Source organism: Stappia sp. ICDLI1TA098 (assembly GCF_054880955.1).
This window is the reverse complement of the sequence record NZ_JBTZBT010000002.1, coordinates 738827-756416: the sequence shown is the minus strand read 5'-3', so window position 1 is coordinate 756416 and position 17590 is coordinate 738827. Positions and strand designations below refer to the sequence as shown.

At 66.6% G+C, this 17590-nt stretch carries 18 protein-coding genes and 1 tRNA gene; 5 read left to right on the top strand and 14 right to left on the bottom strand.

The window, feature by feature from the left end:
* Nucleotides 1-57: 57 nt before the first annotated feature.
* A complete protein-coding gene (locus ACSLUQ_RS13780; RefSeq protein ID WP_417771954.1) occupies nucleotides 58-315 on the top strand; it encodes a BQ00720 family protein in 258 nt (85 codons plus the stop codon).
* Between the two features lie 100 nt (nucleotides 316-415).
* Here ACSLUQ_RS13780 and ptsN read toward each other — a convergent pair whose 3' ends face one another.
* The 8 genes from ptsN to ACSLUQ_RS13740 all read right to left on the bottom strand — a co-directional run bounded on the left by ptsN (nucleotide 416) and on the right by ACSLUQ_RS13740 (nucleotide 6988).
* Nucleotides 416-880, bottom strand: coding sequence for a PTS IIA-like nitrogen regulatory protein PtsN (gene ptsN, locus ACSLUQ_RS13775; RefSeq protein ID WP_417771955.1), 465 nt, complete (start codon nucleotides 878-880; stop codon nucleotides 416-418).
* A gap of 77 nt (nucleotides 881-957) precedes the next feature.
* Nucleotides 958-1533 (bottom strand): ribosome hibernation-promoting factor, HPF/YfiA family, encoded by a 576-nt coding sequence (gene hpf / locus ACSLUQ_RS13770; protein ID WP_417771956.1) that lies wholly within the window; start codon nucleotides 1531-1533, stop codon nucleotides 958-960.
* Nucleotides 1534-2002: 469 nt separating this feature from the next.
* Nucleotides 2003-3550: an RNA polymerase factor sigma-54 gene (gene rpoN, locus ACSLUQ_RS13765; RefSeq protein ID WP_461808841.1), complete on the bottom strand. Its 1548-nt coding sequence runs from the start codon at nucleotides 3548-3550 to the stop codon at nucleotides 2003-2005.
* A 145-nt stretch (nucleotides 3551-3695) separates the two neighbouring features.
* Nucleotides 3696-4436: an LPS export ABC transporter ATP-binding protein gene (gene lptB, locus ACSLUQ_RS13760; RefSeq protein ID WP_417772157.1), complete on the bottom strand. Its 741-nt coding sequence runs from the start codon at nucleotides 4434-4436 to the stop codon at nucleotides 3696-3698.
* Between the two features lie 186 nt (nucleotides 4437-4622).
* On the bottom strand, nucleotides 4623-5204 hold the full coding sequence (locus tag ACSLUQ_RS13755) for an LptA/OstA family protein (RefSeq protein ID WP_461808840.1): 582 nt from the start codon (nucleotides 5202-5204) through the stop codon (nucleotides 4623-4625).
* Nucleotides 5205-5239: 35 nt separating this feature from the next.
* Entirely contained in the window at nucleotides 5240-5929 is a 690-nt protein-coding gene (gene lptC, locus ACSLUQ_RS13750; RefSeq protein ID WP_417771959.1) for an LPS export ABC transporter periplasmic protein LptC, read from the bottom strand.
* Between the two features lie 74 nt (nucleotides 5930-6003).
* Nucleotides 6004-6639 (bottom strand): ribonuclease D, encoded by a 636-nt coding sequence (locus ACSLUQ_RS13745; protein ID WP_461808839.1) that lies wholly within the window; start codon nucleotides 6637-6639, stop codon nucleotides 6004-6006.
* Between the two features lie 262 nt (nucleotides 6640-6901).
* Nucleotides 6902-6988 (bottom strand) — tRNA-Leu (locus tag ACSLUQ_RS13740).
* 269 nt (nucleotides 6989-7257) lie between these two features.
* On the opposite strand from ACSLUQ_RS13740, the gene ACSLUQ_RS13735 reads away from it, so the two are divergent.
* Nucleotides 7258-8268: a complex I NDUFA9 subunit family protein gene (locus ACSLUQ_RS13735; RefSeq protein ID WP_417771961.1), complete on the top strand. Its 1011-nt coding sequence runs from the start codon at nucleotides 7258-7260 to the stop codon at nucleotides 8266-8268.
* Between the two features lie 96 nt (nucleotides 8269-8364).
* On the opposite strand, the gene ACSLUQ_RS13730 is transcribed toward ACSLUQ_RS13735, so the two are convergent.
* Nucleotides 8365-8628, bottom strand: a complete 264-nt coding sequence (locus tag ACSLUQ_RS13730) for a DUF1127 domain-containing protein (protein ID WP_417771962.1) — start codon at nucleotides 8626-8628, stop codon at nucleotides 8365-8367.
* A 187-nt stretch (nucleotides 8629-8815) separates the two neighbouring features.
* Here ACSLUQ_RS13730 and ACSLUQ_RS13725 point away from each other — a divergent pair, with 187 nt between their 5' ends.
* Nucleotides 8816-9841: a helix-turn-helix transcriptional regulator gene (locus ACSLUQ_RS13725; protein WP_461808838.1), complete on the top strand. Its 1026-nt coding sequence runs from the start codon at nucleotides 8816-8818 to the stop codon at nucleotides 9839-9841.
* Here the strand turns inward: ACSLUQ_RS13725 and ACSLUQ_RS13720 are convergent.
* Nucleotides 9824-10630 carry an undecaprenyl-diphosphate phosphatase gene (locus ACSLUQ_RS13720; protein WP_417771964.1) on the bottom strand — a complete coding sequence of 269 codons (807 nt, stop codon included), beginning with the start codon at nucleotides 10628-10630 and terminating at the stop codon, nucleotides 9824-9826. The genes ACSLUQ_RS13725 and ACSLUQ_RS13720 overlap by 18 nt on opposite strands.
* 173 nt (nucleotides 10631-10803) lie before the next feature.
* Between ACSLUQ_RS13720 and ACSLUQ_RS13715 the strand changes: the two genes are divergently transcribed.
* Nucleotides 10804-11496: a glutathione S-transferase family protein gene (locus tag ACSLUQ_RS13715; protein ID WP_417771965.1), complete on the top strand. Its 693-nt coding sequence runs from the start codon at nucleotides 10804-10806 to the stop codon at nucleotides 11494-11496.
* Between the two features lie 26 nt (nucleotides 11497-11522).
* Entirely contained in the window at nucleotides 11523-12680 is a 1158-nt protein-coding gene (gene queG, locus ACSLUQ_RS13710; RefSeq protein WP_417772158.1) for a tRNA epoxyqueuosine(34) reductase QueG, read from the top strand.
* On the opposite strand, the gene ACSLUQ_RS13705 is transcribed toward queG, so the two are convergent.
* The 4 genes from ACSLUQ_RS13705 to ACSLUQ_RS13690 form a co-directional block, all read right to left on the bottom strand.
* Complete coding sequence (locus tag ACSLUQ_RS13705; protein ID WP_417771966.1) at nucleotides 12670-13167, bottom strand: RNA pyrophosphohydrolase; 498 nt, start codon at nucleotides 13165-13167, stop codon at nucleotides 12670-12672. The two genes, queG and ACSLUQ_RS13705, sit on opposite strands and share 11 nt — an antisense overlap.
* 69 nt (nucleotides 13168-13236) lie before the next feature.
* Complete coding sequence (locus tag ACSLUQ_RS13700; protein ID WP_461808837.1) at nucleotides 13237-14418, bottom strand: divergent polysaccharide deacetylase family protein; 1182 nt, start codon at nucleotides 14416-14418, stop codon at nucleotides 13237-13239.
* Nucleotides 14419-14734: 316 nt separating this feature from the next.
* Nucleotides 14735-16069 carry a S41 family peptidase gene (locus tag ACSLUQ_RS13695; RefSeq protein ID WP_417771968.1) on the bottom strand — a complete coding sequence of 445 codons (1335 nt, stop codon included), beginning with the start codon at nucleotides 16067-16069 and terminating at the stop codon, nucleotides 14735-14737.
* Nucleotides 16066-17490 carry a murein hydrolase activator EnvC family protein gene (locus ACSLUQ_RS13690; protein WP_417771969.1) on the bottom strand — a complete coding sequence of 475 codons (1425 nt, stop codon included), beginning with the start codon at nucleotides 17488-17490 and terminating at the stop codon, nucleotides 16066-16068. Before ACSLUQ_RS13690 ends, ACSLUQ_RS13695 begins: the two co-directional genes overlap by 4 nt.
* Nucleotides 17491-17590 lie beyond the last annotated feature (100 nt).

Sequence of the window (17590 nt, the reverse complement as noted above, 5' to 3'; positions counted from 1 at the left end):
GACAGTGACTGATACACGGTGGCGCGACCTGATCGCCCGCCGGAAAGGAGCGATGCTATGACCTGCGAGAATCGTGAACTGGACATGGAGCCGGGTGAGTTCCAGGCTCTTGGCACCGGCGAGATCGCCTACGTGAAGCGGATGACGTCCGAGGATGTTTCGGCGCTTTTTCCCGAGGCGCCGAAGATGGAGCCGGGGCTGCGCCTCTGGGTGCTTCTGAACGCCGACGGCACGCCGATCATGCTGACCGACAGCCGCGATGCGGCGATTGCCAATGCACATGAACATGAGCTTCTGACGGTTGCCCTGCACTGATCCCGGGCATTCGCCAGAACACGAAACGACGAAGGCCCGCGCCGTGATGGCGCGGGCCTTTCGTTTTTGCGGTTCCGGCTTTGCGCCGGGGCCGACCGTCTCACGCCGCGTTGGAAGCGGTGGTCTGGGTCAGGATCGTGTACAGCGCATCCGCGTCGCTGGTTGCGCGCAGCTTCGCCACAGTGCCCGGATCACGCAGGCGCCTGGCAATGCGGGCAAGCGCCTTCAGGTGGTCCGCGCCGGCGCCCTCGGGCGCCAGGAGAACGAAGACGAGATCGACGGGCTGATCGTCGAGCGCGTCGAAGTCGATCGGCCGGTCAAGCCGTGCGAACAGGCCGACAAGCTTGTCGAGCTGCACCAGCTTGCCATGCGGGATCGCGATGCCGTTGCCGACGCCGGTGGAACCCAGGCGCTCGCGCTGCAACAGCGTGTCGAAGATGTCGCGCTCCGGCAGACCGGTAACGGCGGCGGCTTTCGTCGCCAGTTCCTGAAGGGCCTGCTTCTTGCTGTTTGCTTTCAGGCTCGGAACGATCGCTTTCGATGTGAGGAGATCGTTGAGGTCCATGAGGCGACTCGTGGCAGTTGAAGGGATTGGTCGGAAACGGCCGCGCCCGCACTGGGCGCGGCGTCGACCGTGATTGATTATTTTGCGGCGTTTTCCGGGTCGATCCACCCGTAGTTGCCGTCCGCACGCCGATAGACGACGTTCACATTGCCGTTTCCGGCGTTGTGGAACACCACCACCGGCGCCTCGGTGAGGTCGAGATGCATCACGGCCATGCCGACCGTCATGGTCTTCACCTTCGCCGAGGTCTCGGCCACGACAAGTGGTGTGAAGTCGGCCGCAACCTCCTCCTCTTCCTCGACGGAGGCCAATACGTAGGTCGCCGCGTTCATCGCCTCACGACCGTTTGCGGCGTGCAGGTGATGGTCCTTGAGCTTGCGCTTGTAGCGCCGCAGGCGCTTCTCGATCCGCTCCGCGGCGGCATCGAAGCTCTGGCGCGGGTCCTGGCTGTCGGCGGAAACCTGAAGGTCGATACCCGTGTCGAGATGCAGATTGCACTCGGAGCGATAGCCCGAGCCTTCCCGACCGATCGTCACATGGCCCGTGAAGCCGCCATCGAAGTACTTCGATACGCCTTCTGCAAGGCGCTCCTCGATGTGCGTGCGCAGCGCGTCACCAACGTCGACATTCTTCCCCGATACCCGCAGAGACATGGGAACCTCTTCTTTTTCTGGACCGAACCCGACGCCAGCGACCTGATCCCGAAGGAGCCCCGTCAACAACGCCGAGCCTTCTCTTCTCGAGTGGTAACAAGCCAGCTACACCGATTCGCGTGCAGCCGTCCCGTACCGGGTCAACCCTATCAGCACGGCACGGCGCATGCGAGCGCCGCGTCGTGCGCGGATCGACCGCTTCTCGCGGCCTGTCCGTGCCAGCCCTGCGTCCGATTGTCTCCAGAGGCAATGCCTGTTCGCTCCGGCGCGAATTCCGGCTGCTATCCTGGTCGGTTCGGGCTGCTTCCGCGCGGCAGGCGGACGTCCCGTCCGCTCTCTGCCGCGGCCGGTGCTATAAGCGTCCGCCGGGGGGAAGTCAAATGAACTCCCGCATGGGGATTTCCGGGACGTCTCGAAACCCGTCCCGCGCCGCGCGCCGGAGCCCGGGTCGACACCTTGCGCCCGCACCTCAGCCGCCGCGCGCCCGCTTCTCGCGCCGGCGCTGCACCGACGAACCGATCCTCATGGATTCCCGATACTTGGCCACGGTGCGCCGGGCGATATCGACGCCATCGTCCTTGAGGATCTTCACGATCGTATCGTCGGAGAGGATGTTGTCGGGTGCCTCCGCGTCGATGAGCGTGCGGATGCGGTGGCGCACCGCTTCGGCCGAATGCGCGTCGCCGCCGCCGCTCGAGGCGATGGCGGCGGAGAAGAAATACTTGAGCTCGAAGATGCCCCTGGGCGTCGCCATGTACTTGTTCGACGTGACGCGGCTCACGGTCGACTCGTGCATCGAGATCGCCTCGGCGATGGTGCGCAGGTTCAGCGGTCGAAGATGCTGCACGCCATAGGCCAGGAAGGCATCCTGCTGGCGCACGATCTCGCTCGCCACCTTCATGATCGTGCGGGCCCGCTGGTCGAGACTCTTGGCGAGCCAGTTGGCCGTCTGCAGGCAGTCGGTCAGGAAGGCCTTTTCCTTCTCGCCGCGCGCCTGCGTGCTGATTTCGGCATAATAGGTCTGGTTGACCAGCACCTTGGGCAGCGTCTCGCTGTTCAGTTCCACGCTCCAGCCGCCATCGCGCGCGGGCCGCACGATCACGTCCGGAACCACGGGCTGCACCAGCGTTTCGCCGAAGGAACTGCCGGGCTTGGGATCGAGCGCACGCAATTCGCCGATCATCTCGGACAGGTCCTCGTCATCGACCCCGCACAGCGCCTTCAGGCCGGCCAGGTCATGACGGGCCAGCAGCTCGATATTCTCGATCAGGCAGGCCATGGCCGGGTCGTAGCGGTTCTTCTCGATGAGCTGGAGCCGGAGGCATTCGGGAAGTGATGTGGCGAAGACGCCGGTCGGCTCGAATGTCTGGAGCACCTTCAGCACCGCCTCGAGGCGCTGCCGCTCCAGTCCCATCCGTTCGGCCATCTCGTCGAGGTCGAACCTGAGGTAGCCGGCCTCGTCGAGGTTGTCGATCATCGCCCGCGCGACGATGCGCTCCACCGGGTCGGTGAAGGCGAGCACCATCTGTGCGGCCAGGTGGTCCTGCAGGCTGACGCCGGAGGCGACGAAGGCCTCGAGATTGTAGCCGTCGCCGCTGCCGCCCGAGCCGCTGCCGCCGCCGAGGCCCATCTGCCAGGCGTCGCGCTGCGTCGGCTCGCCGCCGGCGTCGGCCGAAACCCGTGTGCCCGGATCGTCGGGGTAGATGTTGCCAAGATCGGTGTCGAGCTTGTCGGCGATCTCGCGGGAGGTGTCGGAAAGCTCCGAACGCAGCCATTCGCCGTCGTTCTCGCCGGAGGCCGCCTCGCGCGCGCCGTCATCCGCGCCCGGGTCGTCGCGCTCCGCGCCGCCGCCGTCTCCCTCGGAGCGTTCCAGAAGCGGATTGCGCTCCATCTCCGCCTCGACGTAGCTCGTCAGATCGAGGCTCGACATCTGCAGGAGCTTGATGGCCTGCATCAACTGCGGCGTCATGATCAGGGTCTGGCCCTGACGGATCTCCAGCTTCGGTGATAGGGCCATGAAGGCTCCCGGTTTCCTCCCGTTCGGCAGCGGCGCGACGCGGGCAAGGCCACCCGTCGCGCGCCATCATGCCGCACATGCAATCTCGGGCGGGCGCAACAAAATTGGTCCGCTTCTTGCTTTGTATCCTAACGCGGGGGTCGCTTCAAAGCGTAAACTGTTCGCCCAGATAGAGCCGGCGCACGTCCGGATTGGCGACGATCTCGTAGGGAGAGCCCTCGGTCAGGACCTCGCCGGCGGCAATGATATAGGCCCGGTCGATGAGGCCGAGCGTCTCGCGCACGTTGTGGTCGGTGATGAGGACACCGATGCCGCGCTGTGTCAGGTGGCGCACGAGCTGCTGGATGTCGCCGACGGCGATGGGGTCGATACCGGCGAAGGGTTCGTCGAGAAGCATGAAGGTCGGCCGACTGGCGAGCGCGCGCGCGATTTCGACGCGCCGCCGCTCGCCACCCGAAAGCGCGATGGCCGGCGACTTGCGCAGATGCGTGACGCCGAATTCCTCGAGCAGGTTCTCCAGATCCTCCGTCCGGCGCTTGCGGTCGGGCTCGACCACCTCGAGCACGGCGCGGATGTTGTCCTCGACGGACAGGCCGCGGAAGATCGAGGCTTCCTGGGGCAGGTAGCCGATGCCGAGCCTGGCACGCCGGTACATCGGCAGGCGCGTGATGTCGAACCCGTCGAGGCGGATCGCGCCGTGGTCGGGCTGGATCAGGCCGGTGATCATGTAGAAGCAGGTCGTCTTGCCGGCACCGTTGGGGCCGAGCAGGCCGACCGCCTCGCCCCGTTGCACCATCAGGCTGACATGGCGCACCACCTGGCGGCGCTTGTAGCTCTTGCCGATGCCGTCGACGACCAGAAGGCCGTCCTCCGCGACGGGATCGATGTGGCGATCCTGGCCGTGGTCGGCGGGGGCGCGCGCGCCGGAAGAAAAGAACGAGATGAGCTTCAAGGGGGCATCCAGTCGGAGAATGTCCTGGTCCGGCAATCCGGCGCCCGCTTGCGTGACGCGGGCACCAGTTCGGCAAGGAATAGGGGCTCGCTCCCGGTGTGTCGAGGCCGAAGCGTCGACCTACTGGGACTTCGGCATGCTGTTGGGCTGGATCAGAACCTTGACGCGACCGCTCTTCGGCGCCTCGAGATCCGCCTGCCCGGTCTTGAGGTTCACCGTCAGCTTGTTGCCGACGATGACGTTCGGCCCCTGCGAGAGAACCACCTGCTTGCCGGTCATGACCATGCGCTGGGCCTTCATGTCGAAGCTCGCCTGGTCGCCGGTCGCCGTCTGGTCCTGCGAGGAGATGTAGACGCGGCCGCTCGCCTCGAGGCTGGAGATCTTCTGGTTGACGCCGCCGGTCGCCGTGCCGTCGTAGCGCACCAGCAGCCTCTGGGTCTTGAGCACGGCGTTGCCCTGGGTGACGACGACGTCGCCACTGAACACCGCGCTCTGGTTCTTGTCCTGGACCTGCAGCTCCTTCGCCTCGATCTGGATCGGCTCGCGGTCGTTGGAGCCGAACCCGGCGAAGGCGTCGGAAAAGGTCTGCGCGCCGGCCGGCAGCGTCGCGGCGGCAAGCACGGCAAAGGCAAGGGCGCTCTTTCGCACGCGCCGGAAAAGGCGCGTGGATCGTGGCCCGGCCGCGGCCGTTCTGTCCGTCATGGCCAGTCTGTCCATCATGGGATGCGCTCCGCTGTTCATTGGGACTGCCCCGTTTTGGACGGGTCGATGGTCATCCGGATCCCGTCGGTGAAGGTGAGTGTACTGCCATCCTGGTCGAAACGCATCCGCGAGGCGGTCAGTGAGCCGAAAGACGACATCAGCGTTGTCGGATCGGGGGTTCTGATCTCGCCGGTCTTGAGGTTGACGTCAAGCGAGCCGAAGCGTGCGGAATAGCCCTCGCTGGTGGTGACGTCGATGCCGCCTGCAAGGGCGAGCGTTTCCTCGGCGCTGTTGTAGGTGCCGCGCACCGAGGTGAGGGCGAGGCTTTGCTCTGCCGAGAGTTTCAACTCGGCCTTGATGTCCTCGAGGTCGATGATGCGCGGGTCGCTGATGCGCTGGATGGCGCGGCGCGCCGTCACCCGGTAGGAGCGATCACCGTCGTGGCCGGAAAGCTCGGGGCTGTCCATCACAAGCCCGTCGGCGGTCAGCGTGATCGCGCCGAAGCCGAGGCCGCTGAGATAACTGCTGACGGCCATCATGCCGGCGACGGCCAGGAACAGCAGCAGGCCGAGGCCGGGCACAATGACCCGCAGCCGGCGCACCCGCCGGGAGTGGCGGCGCGCCGCCTCCCGGGCCTGCGCCCTGCCTGTGCCCGCGCGGGGACCCGAGGGTCCCGCGTGCGCGGCTTGAGTGACGACCTGCTGTTCCAAGGTCCCGTCCGTCATGATCCTGTTCGCGCCGCCAAGGCGCGTCGGTCGGCGCCGCCGCGCCGAAACTTGAGCTCAATATAGGGTGCCGGTCAGCTGTGCGCGAAGATATCCGTGTCGTCCCATCCGGCCAGGTCGAGCCGGGCCCGGGTCGGCAGGAACTCAAAGCAGGCGTCGGCAATTTCAGTGCGTCCCTCGCGGGCAAGACGGCCCTCGAGCTTTTCCTTCAGCGCGTGCAGGTGCAGCACGTCCGAGGCGGCATAGGCGAGCTGCGCTTCGGAGAGCTCCTCCGCCGCCCAGTCGGAACTCTGCTGATGTTTGGAGATCTCCACCGAGAGCATCTCGCGCAACAGGTCCTTGAGCCCGTGCCGGTCGGTATAGGTGCGCACCAGCTTGGAGGCGATCTTGGTGCACCAGACCGGACGGCAGTCGATGCCGAGCGCGTTGGCGAGCACCGCGACGTCGAAGCGGGCGAAATGGAAGATCACCGTCTTGCCCTGGTCGCCGAGCAGGCGCGCCAGATTGGGAGCGGCCGTCTGGCCGGCGGCAATCTGCACGACATCGGCGTTGCCGTCGCCAGCGGAAATCTGCACGACGCAGAGCCGGTCGCGGTGCGGCTTCAGGCCCAGCGTCTCGGTGTCGACAGCCACCGCGTCTGCGCTGGCATAGGCCGCCATCTCGGGCGCGGAAAGATCGGGCAGGTCACCGCGGTGCAGGCGAATGGTCATCAAACGTCCCCTTGTCACAACTGCGGGCCTTGATATCGGCCTTTGCCGGCCGCGTCCATCTTGCGCGCAATGCAATGCGGCCGGCCTCCGCGCGGTCGGGCGATTCCGGCAGACTAGCGTCGCGGTTCTGAACCGTGGATGAATCGGCAGGGAAGTCTGGCGGGCCCGAACTCTAAACCGAAGCCCGGAAACGAAAAAAGGCCCGGCGAACCGGACCTTTTTCGGATGCTTCAGACCTTGGTAGTCTGTCCGAAGCGAATTTTGGTGCCCAGGAGAGGACTCGAACCTCCACGCCCTTTCGAGCGCTAGCACCTGAAGCTAGTGCGTCTACCAATTCCGCCACCTGGGCTGTGAGGGGGGCTTGTAAGGAACAGTTCGAGGCTTGTCAACGGCCCTTTCGCAGCCATTTTACCTTCATGCACAACTGCCCTTCACAGAACCGGGCACAAGGGCTAAGAGACCCGGATAAGGCGTCGCGCGGGCGCGCGGGGCGGGCACACAGGCCCGAGACCAAACCTCCTGCCCGTTCGCACCCGAGGGACCGTGCGGTTGGACGGGCGGGCGCGAGGCGACGCAGGGCACGAGATCACGGCGAAAGCCGGCGAGGGAGCGACGGCAATGGCAAGCGCATCCGGTACAGCAAACGGCGCTAGCGCCCTGAATGGCAAGCTGGTGACGGTTTTCGGCGGCTCCGGCTTCATCGGCCGGCACGTGGTGCGCGCGCTGGCGCGGCGCGGCTACCGCATCCGCGTGGCGGTGCGCCGACCGGACCTGGCCGAATTCCTCCAGCCGCTCGGCGCCGTCGGCCAGATCATGCCGGTGCAGGCGAACCTGCGCCACCGCTGGTCGGTCGACCGGGCGGTCGAAGGGTCGGATGCGGTGGTCAATCTGGTCGGGATCCTGGCCGAGAGCGGCCAGCAGACCTTCGACGCGGTCCAGACGTTCGGCGCACGGGCGGTCGCCGAGGCGACCCGCGCCGCCGGCATCGAAAATCTGGTGCAGATTTCCGCCATCGGCGCCGATGCCGACAGCGCATCGATCTATGCACGCACCAAGGCACGGGGCGAGGCGGCGGTTCGCGAGACGGTTCCCGGAGCGGTCATCGTCCGCCCGTCCATCGTTTTCGGTCCCGAGGACGACTTCTTCAACCGCTTCGCCGCCATGGCGCGCCTGTCTCCGGCCCTGCCGCTGATCGGCGGCGGCGAGACCAGGTTCCAGCCCGTCTTCGTCGGTGACGTGGCCGAGGTGATTGCCCGCGCGGTCGACGGCGACATCGCCCGCGGCACGACCTATGAGCTCGGCGGGCCAGAGGTCGCGAGCTTCCGCCAGTGCCTGGAACTGATGCTGACCGTCGTGCGCCGCAAGCGCCTGCTGGTGCCGCTGCCCTTCGGTCTCGCCCGCTTCAAGGCCCGCATCCTGCAGATGCTGCCCGGCTCGCTGCTGACCGTCGATCAGGTCGAACTGCTCAAGTCCGACAACGTCGTGTCGCAGGCCGCAATCGCGGAGGGGCACACGCTCGAGGGGCTTGGCATCAAGGGCAGCAGCATGGCCGCGATCCTGCCGACCTATCTGGAGCGTTTCCGCGAGCGCGGCCAGTATGACGCCAACCGGCCGCTCGCCGAAGGCTGATCGCCGGGTTTCGACGCATTGCAATCGACAGGGGGCGGCGGGTCATGGACCTTGCCGCCCCTTTGCGTTGGCGATGCGCCTGCGGGAGACCTCTCCTTACCGCCAGAGTCCGAAGGACGTCCCCAGCGAAACGATTCGCCGCCTGTTGCGCTCGTCGAGGCCATGCGCGGGAATGTAGCCTTGTGCACTGCGCGACAGGCCGATATCGCGCAGCCCCGCCTCGTCGAGGTCCTCGAGTGCCCGCCTGTTGGCTCTGGCGCGCCGGGTGCTGTTCCAGCTCTCCGCGATGCGGGCCAGAAGCCGCCACAGAATCGATCGGTGGCGAGGGGTGAGCGTCTGGTAGAGTCTGATCTCCGTCATGGCGGTGTCTCCTGCATGGGTCGCGTCCTTTTCCTGTGGACGGCGACGATGGCGCGGAGCATCGCACCCCATACCTGACAGCAGCGCGTCAGGTATGTTCCGCTCTCATGACGGAATGCGAAGCGCCGACGCCGGGCCGGTGCATGACGGGAGAGGGGCACCGCGGTCCGGCGCCCCGGGAGTGTGCATGAACGCGATCGAACGGGCGCTGGGCATCCTGTTGCTGCTGAGTGGGGGGCAGCGCAGCGCCGGCGAGCTCGCCGAGCGGTTCGAGGTGTCGGTGCGCACCATCTACCGCGACATCGACCGCCTGATGGCGCTCGGCATTCCGGTGGAGGCGGAGCGTGGGGTGGAGGGCGGCTACCGGCTCGCCCGCGACTATCTGCAGCCGCCGGTGGCGCTCACCCGGGGCGAGACCGCGGCGCTGCTGGTTGCGCTGGCGCTTGCCCGCGGGCTCAAGGCGACGCCGCTTCTGGCCGATCTCGACACCGCCCAGGCCAAGCTTCTGGCCTCCCTGCCGAAAGCGGCGCGGGAGGTCTTCGAGCAGGGCGGGCGCATCGTCGGCATCGAGAAGCCATCGGCCGATATCTTCCACGCCGAACCGGACCGGATCGATTCGGTCCGGATGCAGTCTGCCGTCGATGTTTTCATGCAGGGCATTCTGTCGGGCCGCCGTGTTCGCCTGCGCCACGAGAATCCCTACCGCAGCCGTGTCGCCGACTTCGACGTGGAGCCGCACGGCATCCTCTTCGACAGGGACCGCTGGTATCTCTACGGCCACGATGTGGATCTCGGCTCGGAGCGTCTGATGCGCGCTGACAGGATGCTGGAGGCAGAGGTCAGCGGCATGGGCTTCCGACCGCGCGCGGGCCTGTCGGTCGCGACCCAGATGGGCCGGGAGTGGCTGTCGCGGGCCATGCGGCGCTGGGAGGCCGACGGCGCGGTCAGCGTCTTCAAGGTGCAGGAGGCGCAGGCGCGCCTGCTGGCCCGCGACTGGTACTACCGCCATGCCGCCTTCGAGGCTTCGGGCGACGGATGCGTCAGCGTCCGTATCCCGAGCGTCGATCCGGTCATCATCCTGCCGCTTGCCCGCTGGCTTGGCCCCGGCGCCGAGCTGGTGGCACCGCCGGAGTTGCGCCGGCGTTGTGCGCGGGACCTGGAGGACATGCTCCGCGCCCACGGCCCGGACGGGTCTTCAGCCGAGGATGTATAGGCCGGCAAAGCCCGCCAGGCCGACGGCAATGCGCCACCAGGCAAAGGGGGCGAAGCCGTGCCGGCTGACGAAGTCGAGCAGGCCGCGCACCACGAACACAGCGGTGACGAAGGCGGCGACGAAGCCGACGGCGATGATCGTCACATCGTCCAGGGACAGCACGTTGCGGTTCTTGAAAAGGTCATAGGCAAAGGCGCCCGCCATGGTCGGCATGGCGAGGAAGAACGAGAACTCGGCAGCCGAGCGCTTGTCGGTGCCCAGCAGAAGCGCCCCTGCGATGGTCGCGCCGGAGCGCGACACACCCGGCACCATCGCCAGCGTCTGGCAGAAGCCGATCGCCAGGCAGAGCCACAGCGGATAGTCCATGGCATCGTGATACTTCGGCTTCAGCGGCATGCGGTCGATGGCAAGCAGGATGATGCCGCCGACCAGCAGCATGGTGCAGATCAGCGCCGGTGATTCGAACAGCACCGATTTGATGAAGCCATGCAGCAGAACACCGAAGACGGCGGCCGGCAGGAACGCCAGCAGGATGCCGAAAACGAATCGGCGGGCGTTGGCGTCGCTCGGCAGCGCCATGGCGATCGAGATCAGCCGCTGGGCGTAGACGGTGAGGATCGCGAGGATCGCGCCGAGCTGGATCAGAACCTCGAAGGTCTTGCCGTTGCTCTCGAATCCGATGAAATGTCCAAGCAGCAGGATGTGTCCGGTGGACGAGACCGGAATGAATTCCGTCAGTCCCTCGACCAGACCGAGAATGAGGGCGCCAACGAGTGTATCCGAGGTCATTGCGGGTGTTCTCCCAGCTGAGCTTTGCGAGCGACCGGCGGGAGGTCAGTGCGCTCTGGCCGGTGGGGAAGTCGATGCGTGCGTTGTATCAGAAGCGAACGCGGCGTATACGGGCCTCTTGGGAGGGGGCTCCGCGCATCGTTTGATTAACCGTGACCGGTTACGATCCAGTTATGTTGACCCTTTATCGCCATCCCTTCTCTCCATCCTCCCGATTCGTGCAGCTCGTGCTCGCCGAATACGGGGCAAAGGTGGAGTTCGTCACCGAGCGCCCCTGGGAGCGCCGGCGCGCTTTCCTGATGCTCAATCCGGCAGGCACCGTTCCGGTGTTGCAGGAGAACGACGGCCCGCCGGTCTGCGGCGCGCTGGCGATCATGGAGTATCTGGACGAGACGCGCGGCTATGCCGTTGGCGACCGCAGGCTGATGCCCGACCATCCGGACGCGCGCGCCGAGACGCGCCGTCTGGTCGACTGGGCCCTCAACAAGCTCGATGCCGAGGTCGTCGGTCCCTTCGTGCGCGAGCGCATCTACAAGCAGGAAATGGCGGCCTCCGTCGGAGGCGGCTCGCCTGATTCGGCGGTGTTGCGCGTGGCCCGGGCCAATATCGGGCACCACATGCGCTATTTCGGCTATCTTGCCGCCTCGCGGAACTGGCTCGGCGGCGAGCGACTGACCTTCGCCGATTTCGCCGTGGCGGCCGAATTGTCCTGCGCCGACTACCTGGGTGAAGTGCCATGGGCGGAAGAGGAAAACGTGAAGGCGTGGTACGCGCGCATCAAGTCGCGTCCGAGCTTCCGTCCGCTGCTGGCGGACAAGATCCTCGGAATGCCGGCGGCGGCGAGCTATGCCGACCTGGACTTCTGAACGAGGACGACCGTCCCGCGCCGCACCTGAGCGGCAGCCAGGCTTCGCGACTGAAGGAACGGCTGAACGAGAAGGCGCGGGAACTCGGGTTTTCCGATTGCCGCGTCGTTGACGCCAGGGATGCGATCCCGCTCGCGCCTGCCCGTCTGTCGACCTTCCTTGCCGACGGCCACCACGCCACAATGAACTGGATGGAAGAGACCGCCGAGCGTCGCTCCGCCCCGCAGGCCCTGTGGGAGGGCGCGCGGCGTGTGATCTCGCTGGCACTCACCTACGCGCCGCAGGACGATCCGCTCGCCACGCTGTCCAGCCCGGACCGGGCGACGATCTCCGTCTATGCGCGCAACCGCGACTATCACGAGCTGGTCAAGGGACGGCTCAAGGAACTCGCGCAGCAACTGCTCGCAGGTGCGCGCCGGATGGGCGTCGACGGCCAGGTGAAGGTTTTCGTCGATACGGCTCCGGTCATGGAAAAGCCGCTGGCGGAGGCGGCCGGGCTCGGCTGGCAGGGCAAGCATACCAATCTGGTCTCGCGGCGGTTGGGCTCGTGGTTCTTCCTCGCGGAGATCTTCACCGACCTGCCGCTTCCCGTCGATGTGCCGGAGCAGGATCATTGCGGCTCATGCCGCGCCTGCCTGACGGCCTGCCCGACGGATGCCTTCCCCGCACCGTATCGGCTCGACGCGAACCGCTGCATCTCCTACCTGACCATCGAGCACAAGGAGCCGATCCCGACGAGGTTCCGCGCGGCGATGGGCAACCGCATCTACGGCTGCGACGATTGCCTGGCGGCATGCCCCTGGAACAAGTTCGCGCAGATCGCCGCCGAAGCCAGGCTTGTCGCCCGCGAGGACCTCAGGGCGCCGTCCCTCGACACGCTGCTGCGGCTTGACGATGCGGGGTTTCGCGCGCTCTTCTCCGGCTCGCCGATCAAGCGGATCGGCCGCGACAGGTTTCTGCGCAACGTGCTGATCGCCGCGGGCAATTCCGGCATGGCGGACCTGGCGGACCCGGTCGCCGCCCGTCTCGACGACGAGAGCCCGCTGGTGCGCGGAATGGCTGTCTGGGCGCTTGACCGCATGGGCCATGCCGACAGGCTTGCCGAGCACGCGAAGCACGGTCTCGCAGCCGAGACGGATGCCGGTGTTCTGGAGGAATGGCAGGCGGCAGGCTTCAGGCGGTGATCGCCGAGAAGGCCGTCACGACCCCCTCATAGACCTTGCGCTTGAAGGGGATGATCAGTTCGGGCAGTTCCGCTGCCCGCGTCCAGCGCCAGTCGCAGAATTCCGCCTTGTGGCCGTCCGGTGGCGAGAGAACGTTGATCTCGCTTTCATCACCCTCGAAACGCAGCGCGAACCACTTCTGCTTCTGGCCGCGATACTTCGCGGTACGTGGGTTGCGCCTGACCTCGGGGGGATAGTCGTAGTGGAGCCAGCCCGGCGCCTCGGCCATGAGGCTGACGCTGCGCACCGAGGTTTCCTCGTAGAGCTCGCGCAGCGCGGCCGCCTGCGGATCCTCGCCCGCATCGATCCCGCCTTGCGGCAACTGCCAGCAATAATTGGCTGCGACGCCCCCGGAGGGGGCCCTCTTGCCGATCCAGACGAGACCCTGCGGATTGATCAGCATGATGCCGACACAGGGACGGTAGGGGAGGGTGGATGTGTCGGGCATGGGAGGCTCCGTTTCGCGGTCGGTCGTCGCGTTCCCCAGCCTGTTTGCGGGCAAAGCGAAACCTGCCGGCTATTGCTGCCCGCTTCGGTCGATGGAGGCGCTGATGGGGATGAGCTGGAGGCCGCGTTGCTCGAGGTCCTTGGACCAGCGGGCGAGTTCGTTGATCGTGACCGGCAGTGCGGAGGCGATGCCCACGGCAACCCCTTGCGCGCGCGCCGTGCCTTCGAGCTGGAGCAGGCGGGCGGAGATGTCCTCGGGCCGGGGCACGTCGTCGATGACGATGTCGGCGTGAGAGAAGGGCGTGCGCAGGCCGTTCGCTGTCGCGGCGGCGAGACTGCGCGAGGACGAGCCGTCGTCGAGATACATGAGGCCGCGTCGGGTGACCTCGCCGAGAAGCCGTTGCAGCGGCTCTTCGGTCGCTGTGAAGCGCGCGCCCATGTAGTTGGTCACGCCGACGTAGTTGGTGACGCGTGACAGCAGCCAGGACAGGCGTGCCTTCATCTGGTCGGCGGTCTCCCCGACGAGCAGCGTGTAGGGGCCCGGATCGTTGTCCGGATAGTCGAAGGGCTCCATCGGCAGCTGCAGCAGAAGCTCGTGCCCGTCCCTGCGGGCCTTCTGCATCCAGCGGTCGAGGCTGGCCCCATAGGGGGCAAAGGCGAAGGTCATGTCGGCGGGGAGCTTCTCGATGGCCGACTGGGTGCCGGTCTGTGACAGGCCCATGCCACCGACGATGATGGCGATCTTCGGCACCGAACTGAAGGATTGGCTCGCCGGGCGTGCATAGACGTCGAGCGGACGCAGCCCCTGTTCGGAAACAATTGGGAGAAGTCCGTCGGGACCTGTTTCGGTGACACGGGCATCCGCCCGGATCGAGAGCGCCGCTGACGTATCTCCAGCCACTTCGGCCGAGGCGGCGGCTTCGGTGCCTGCCGCGCCCTTCGGTTCGAAGCGCGGGCCGAGGGTCTTTTCAAGCCGCGCCTCGCGGGCGGCGTCCGGATCTGCTGTGCCGTCTGCCACGGCGGGACGGATCTCGACGACGCCGAAGTCACGCGCTGTCAGTCCGTCGATGGAACGTTCCAGGGGGACATTGGCGGTCGGCTCGCCGCCAAAGGGATCATCGACCACGCCGACCCACACGACAGCGGTCGTCAACAGGACGGTGATCAGGCCGGCGCCGATAAGCCCGAGCGGCAGATTGAGATATCTGCGTTTGCCAAGCCCCAGCGGAGCAGACAGATCGTTCCCAGCCATCCGTCCCGGTCTCGTGCCGTCGCCGTGTCCTGTCCGCAGGCATCCGCGCCGGCGGCATCACACGGGCCATGTCGCGTCGGGCAGGTCGGGAGACTCGCGCCGTCCCTGTCTCCGGGGAGCGGGTTGGCGATGCCCGTTTCCTCGGCCTGCCTGCGTTTGCGCCGACGCTCCTGAAACCGGCACCGCCGGAAGGCTTTGCGCCGCCGGCGGTGTCGTCAATTCGGGAGCGTCCCGCGCGTGTCAAACGTCTAGAGCAAAACGTGAGTCGTCCCAATCGGATTGTGACGGACCCACGTTTGCGCCAGTCGTGGTTCGATCAGTTCGGTACTTCGGCCTTCTGGTCGCCAACGGCCGGGAAGGCGCTGTTGACCTGCACGCCATTGAGAAGGTCGAGTGCGAGCTTGAGCTGCGCGTCATCCTTCGGGTCCGGCGGCACATAGGCCTGGCTGCCCGAGCCTTCTTCGCCGTCACCCTGCAGGTGGCCCTTGAGGCCGGCTTCGCCCTTGGTCTCGACCGCCTCGCCCTTGAGCTCGTCCGGAAGCTTCTGCAGAAGCTCGATGTCCGGGGTGATGCCCTTGGCCTGGATCGAAACGCCCGACGGCGTGTAGTACCGCGCCGTCGTCAGCCGGATCGCGCCGTTGGCGCCGAGCGGAACGATGGTCTGCACCGATCCCTTGCCGAAGGAGCGGGTGCCGAGAAGGGTCGCCCGCTTGTGGTCCTGGAGGGCGCCTGCGACGATTTCCGAAGCCGAGGCCGAGCCGCCGTTGATCAGCACGATCACGGGCAGGCCTTCCGCCAGATCGCCCGAGCGGGCGTTGTAGCGCTGCGTCTCGGCAGTGTTGCGGCCACGGGTCGAGACGATCTCGCCGCGCTCGAGGAACGCGTCCGATACGGCGATTGCCTGGTCGAGCAGGCCGCCCGGATTGTTGCGCAGATCGAGAACGACGCCCTTGAGCTTGTCCGGGCCGATCTCTTTCGACAGCTCGTCCATCGCGTCCTTGAGGCCGTCGAAGGTCTGTTCGTTGAACTGCGTGACACGGATGTAGGCAACATCGCCCTCGGCGCGCTGGCGCACCGAGCGGATGCGAATGATGTCACGGGTGATCGAGAGCTTGAGCGGCTTGGCCTGGCCTTCGCGCCGCACGGTCAGCTCGATGTCGGTGTTGACCGGCCCGCGCATCTTCTCGACCGCGTCGGACAGCGTCATGCCCTGGATCTGCTCACCGTCGATATGGGTGATCAGGTCGCCGGCCAGAACGCCGGCCTTGTACGCGGGCGTGTCGTCGATCGGCGTTACCACCTTGACGAGGCCGTCTTCCATGGTGACCTCGATGCCGAGACCACCGAATTCGCCACGCGTCTGCACCTGCATGTCGCGGAAGTGCTTCGGCGACAGGTAACTCGAATGCGGGTCGAGCGAACTCAGCATGCCATTGATCGCCGACTCGACCAGCGCCGCATCGTCGGGCACCTCGACATAGTCGGAGCGGACCCGCTCGAACACATCGCCGAACAGGTTGAGTTGGCGGTAGGTGTCCGAGGCGGCGGCATTGGCAACGCCGCTCATCTGCACGGGCATCTGCGACAGGGCGGTCACGGTCGCACCACCGATGAGAGCACCGACCACCAACAGGGAAGCTTTCCGAATCATCCGCGAACCTTTTCCTCTTCGGGTCGAGCCCACCACGCGGTGGGATCGATCGAAACGCCGTCTTTTCTAAACTCTACATAAAGCACCGGCTGAAGCGCCGATAGATCAAGCGTTGCCGCGCTGGCTACGCGCGTCTCTCCCATGACGGCAACGGGTTCGCCGGCGAGGACGAACTGTCCCTGCTCGACACTGGTCCGCTCCATTCCCGCCAGGAGAACATGATATCCATCGCCTACATTCAGGATCAAGACCTGCCCGTAGGATCTGAAGGGTCCTGCATAGACCACCCAGCCGTCCGAAGGGGCAACGACCTGAGCTCCCGTGCGGGTCGCGATCGACCTGCCCTGGGTCATGCCGCCGAACCCGTCGTCGACGCCGTAGTCGCGCAGCACCGCGCCGGTCACCGGCAGCGAGAGCGTACCCTTCGTCTGGGCAAAGGGAACCGCCGGAGCCAGACGCCCGGGGTCGCCGATCGCGCCGCGAAGGCCGCCTGCCGCGCTTGCCTGCTTCGCCGCTTCCGCCGCCTTGCGGGCGCTTTCGATGTCGCTTTCCAGCGATGCGATGAGTTCCTTGAGCGTACCGGCCTCGCCGGCGAGCCGCTCCGAACGGGCCTGCTCCTCGGCAAGCCTGGCCTCGCTCTGCTCGCGCTCCCGCCGCTTCGAGGAGACCAGCATCTCGACACGGGCACGCTCCTCGGCGAGGCGCTTGCCATCGGCGACGAGGCGGTCCCTTTCGGCTGCGCTCGACACCTTCAGCTGGCGCAGCGACGCCAGATCGGATGCCAGCGCCTGGGCCTCGAGATTGAGCTCGGGCATGACGGAATTCAGCACCAGAGCGCCACGCACCGCCGACAGTGCGTCTTCCGGCCGGACCGCGAGTGCGGGCGGTGGATGCCGACCGATCCGCTGAAGGGCGGACAGGACCTCGGCCAGTACATCCTGACGTTCGACCAGCGAGGCGCGCACCTTGTCCTCATTCTCTCCGAGGCGGCGCAGACGGTCTTCCGTCGCCGCCAGTTGCTCTTCAAGCCGTGTTACCCGCTGCGCGGTGCGCAGGAGGTCGGCGTTGAGTGCTTGCCGGTCGCGCTCGATGGAGCGGATTTCCCGGGCAAGCGCGGATTGCCTGTCGCCCGAAAGCGTCAGATCCTTCGTCAGCGCCGCCAGCTCGGCTTCCCGTTTCGCCTTGCGTTCGGCAAGCGGCAGATCCGGATCGGCGACCGTGATGTCCCCGGTAACGGATGCGCCGGCATCGGCGCTTTTTTCTTCTGCGCCGGCCGTCTCGATGTCGGCGGCCCCTGGCGCTGTTTCCTGGGCGGTCGCGAGCCTCGTCGAAGGCCCCGTCGCGGTCACGATGGCCGCGATGGCCCCGGCGCTCACGAGCCGCAAGCACATCCGCAGGGGACCTGATTGGTTCTCGCGCATTCACCACTCCGCCTGCGCCAGTTGCGCAAGCCATGGCCCGGGCGTCGCATCGGGCCGGTGCCGGTCCTCCGCCGCGGGCGATAAAACAGTGATGAGCTTG

What these genes read in the sequence shown, in the direction of transcription:
- ACSLUQ_RS13780 (WP_417771954.1), top strand. Translation starts at nt 58, where the DNA reads ATGACCTGCGAGAATCGTGAACTGGACATGGAGCCGGGTGAGTTCCAG.
- ptsN (WP_417771955.1), bottom strand. Translation starts at nt 880, where the DNA reads ATGGACCTCAACGATCTCCTCACATCGAAAGCGATCGTTCCGAGCCTG.
- hpf (WP_417771956.1), bottom strand. Translation starts at nt 1,533, where the DNA reads ATGTCTCTGCGGGTATCGGGGAAGAATGTCGACGTTGGTGACGCGCTG.
- rpoN (WP_461808841.1), bottom strand. Translation starts at nt 3,550, where the DNA reads ATGGCCCTATCACCGAAGCTGGAGATCCGTCAGGGCCAGACCCTGATC.
- ACSLUQ_RS13755 (WP_461808840.1), bottom strand. Translation starts at nt 5,204, where the DNA reads ATGACGGACAGAACGGCCGCGGCCGGGCCACGATCCACGCGCCTTTTC.
- lptC (WP_417771959.1), bottom strand. Translation starts at nt 5,929, where the DNA reads ATGACGGACGGGACCTTGGAACAGCAGGTCGTCACTCAAGCCGCGCAC.
- ACSLUQ_RS13745 (WP_461808839.1), bottom strand. Translation starts at nt 6,639, where the DNA reads ATGACCATTCGCCTGCACCGCGGTGACCTGCCCGATCTTTCCGCGCCC.
- ACSLUQ_RS13735 (WP_417771961.1), top strand. Translation starts at nt 7,258, where the DNA reads ATGGCAAGCGCATCCGGTACAGCAAACGGCGCTAGCGCCCTGAATGGC.
- ACSLUQ_RS13730 (WP_417771962.1), bottom strand. Translation starts at nt 8,628, where the DNA reads ATGACGGAGATCAGACTCTACCAGACGCTCACCCCTCGCCACCGATCG.
- ACSLUQ_RS13725 (WP_461808838.1), top strand. Translation starts at nt 8,816, where the DNA reads ATGAACGCGATCGAACGGGCGCTGGGCATCCTGTTGCTGCTGAGTGGG.
- ACSLUQ_RS13720 (WP_417771964.1), bottom strand. Translation starts at nt 10,630, where the DNA reads ATGACCTCGGATACACTCGTTGGCGCCCTCATTCTCGGTCTGGTCGAG.
- ACSLUQ_RS13715 (WP_417771965.1), top strand. Translation starts at nt 10,804, where the DNA reads ATGTTGACCCTTTATCGCCATCCCTTCTCTCCATCCTCCCGATTCGTG.
- ACSLUQ_RS13705 (WP_417771966.1), bottom strand. Translation starts at nt 13,167, where the DNA reads ATGCCCGACACATCCACCCTCCCCTACCGTCCCTGTGTCGGCATCATG.
- ACSLUQ_RS13700 (WP_461808837.1), bottom strand. Translation starts at nt 14,418, where the DNA reads ATGGCTGGGAACGATCTGTCTGCTCCGCTGGGGCTTGGCAAACGCAGA.
- ACSLUQ_RS13695 (WP_417771968.1), bottom strand. Translation starts at nt 16,069, where the DNA reads ATGATTCGGAAAGCTTCCCTGTTGGTGGTCGGTGCTCTCATCGGTGGT.
- ACSLUQ_RS13690 (WP_417771969.1), bottom strand. Translation starts at nt 17,490, where the DNA reads ATGCGCGAGAACCAATCAGGTCCCCTGCGGATGTGCTTGCGGCTCGTG.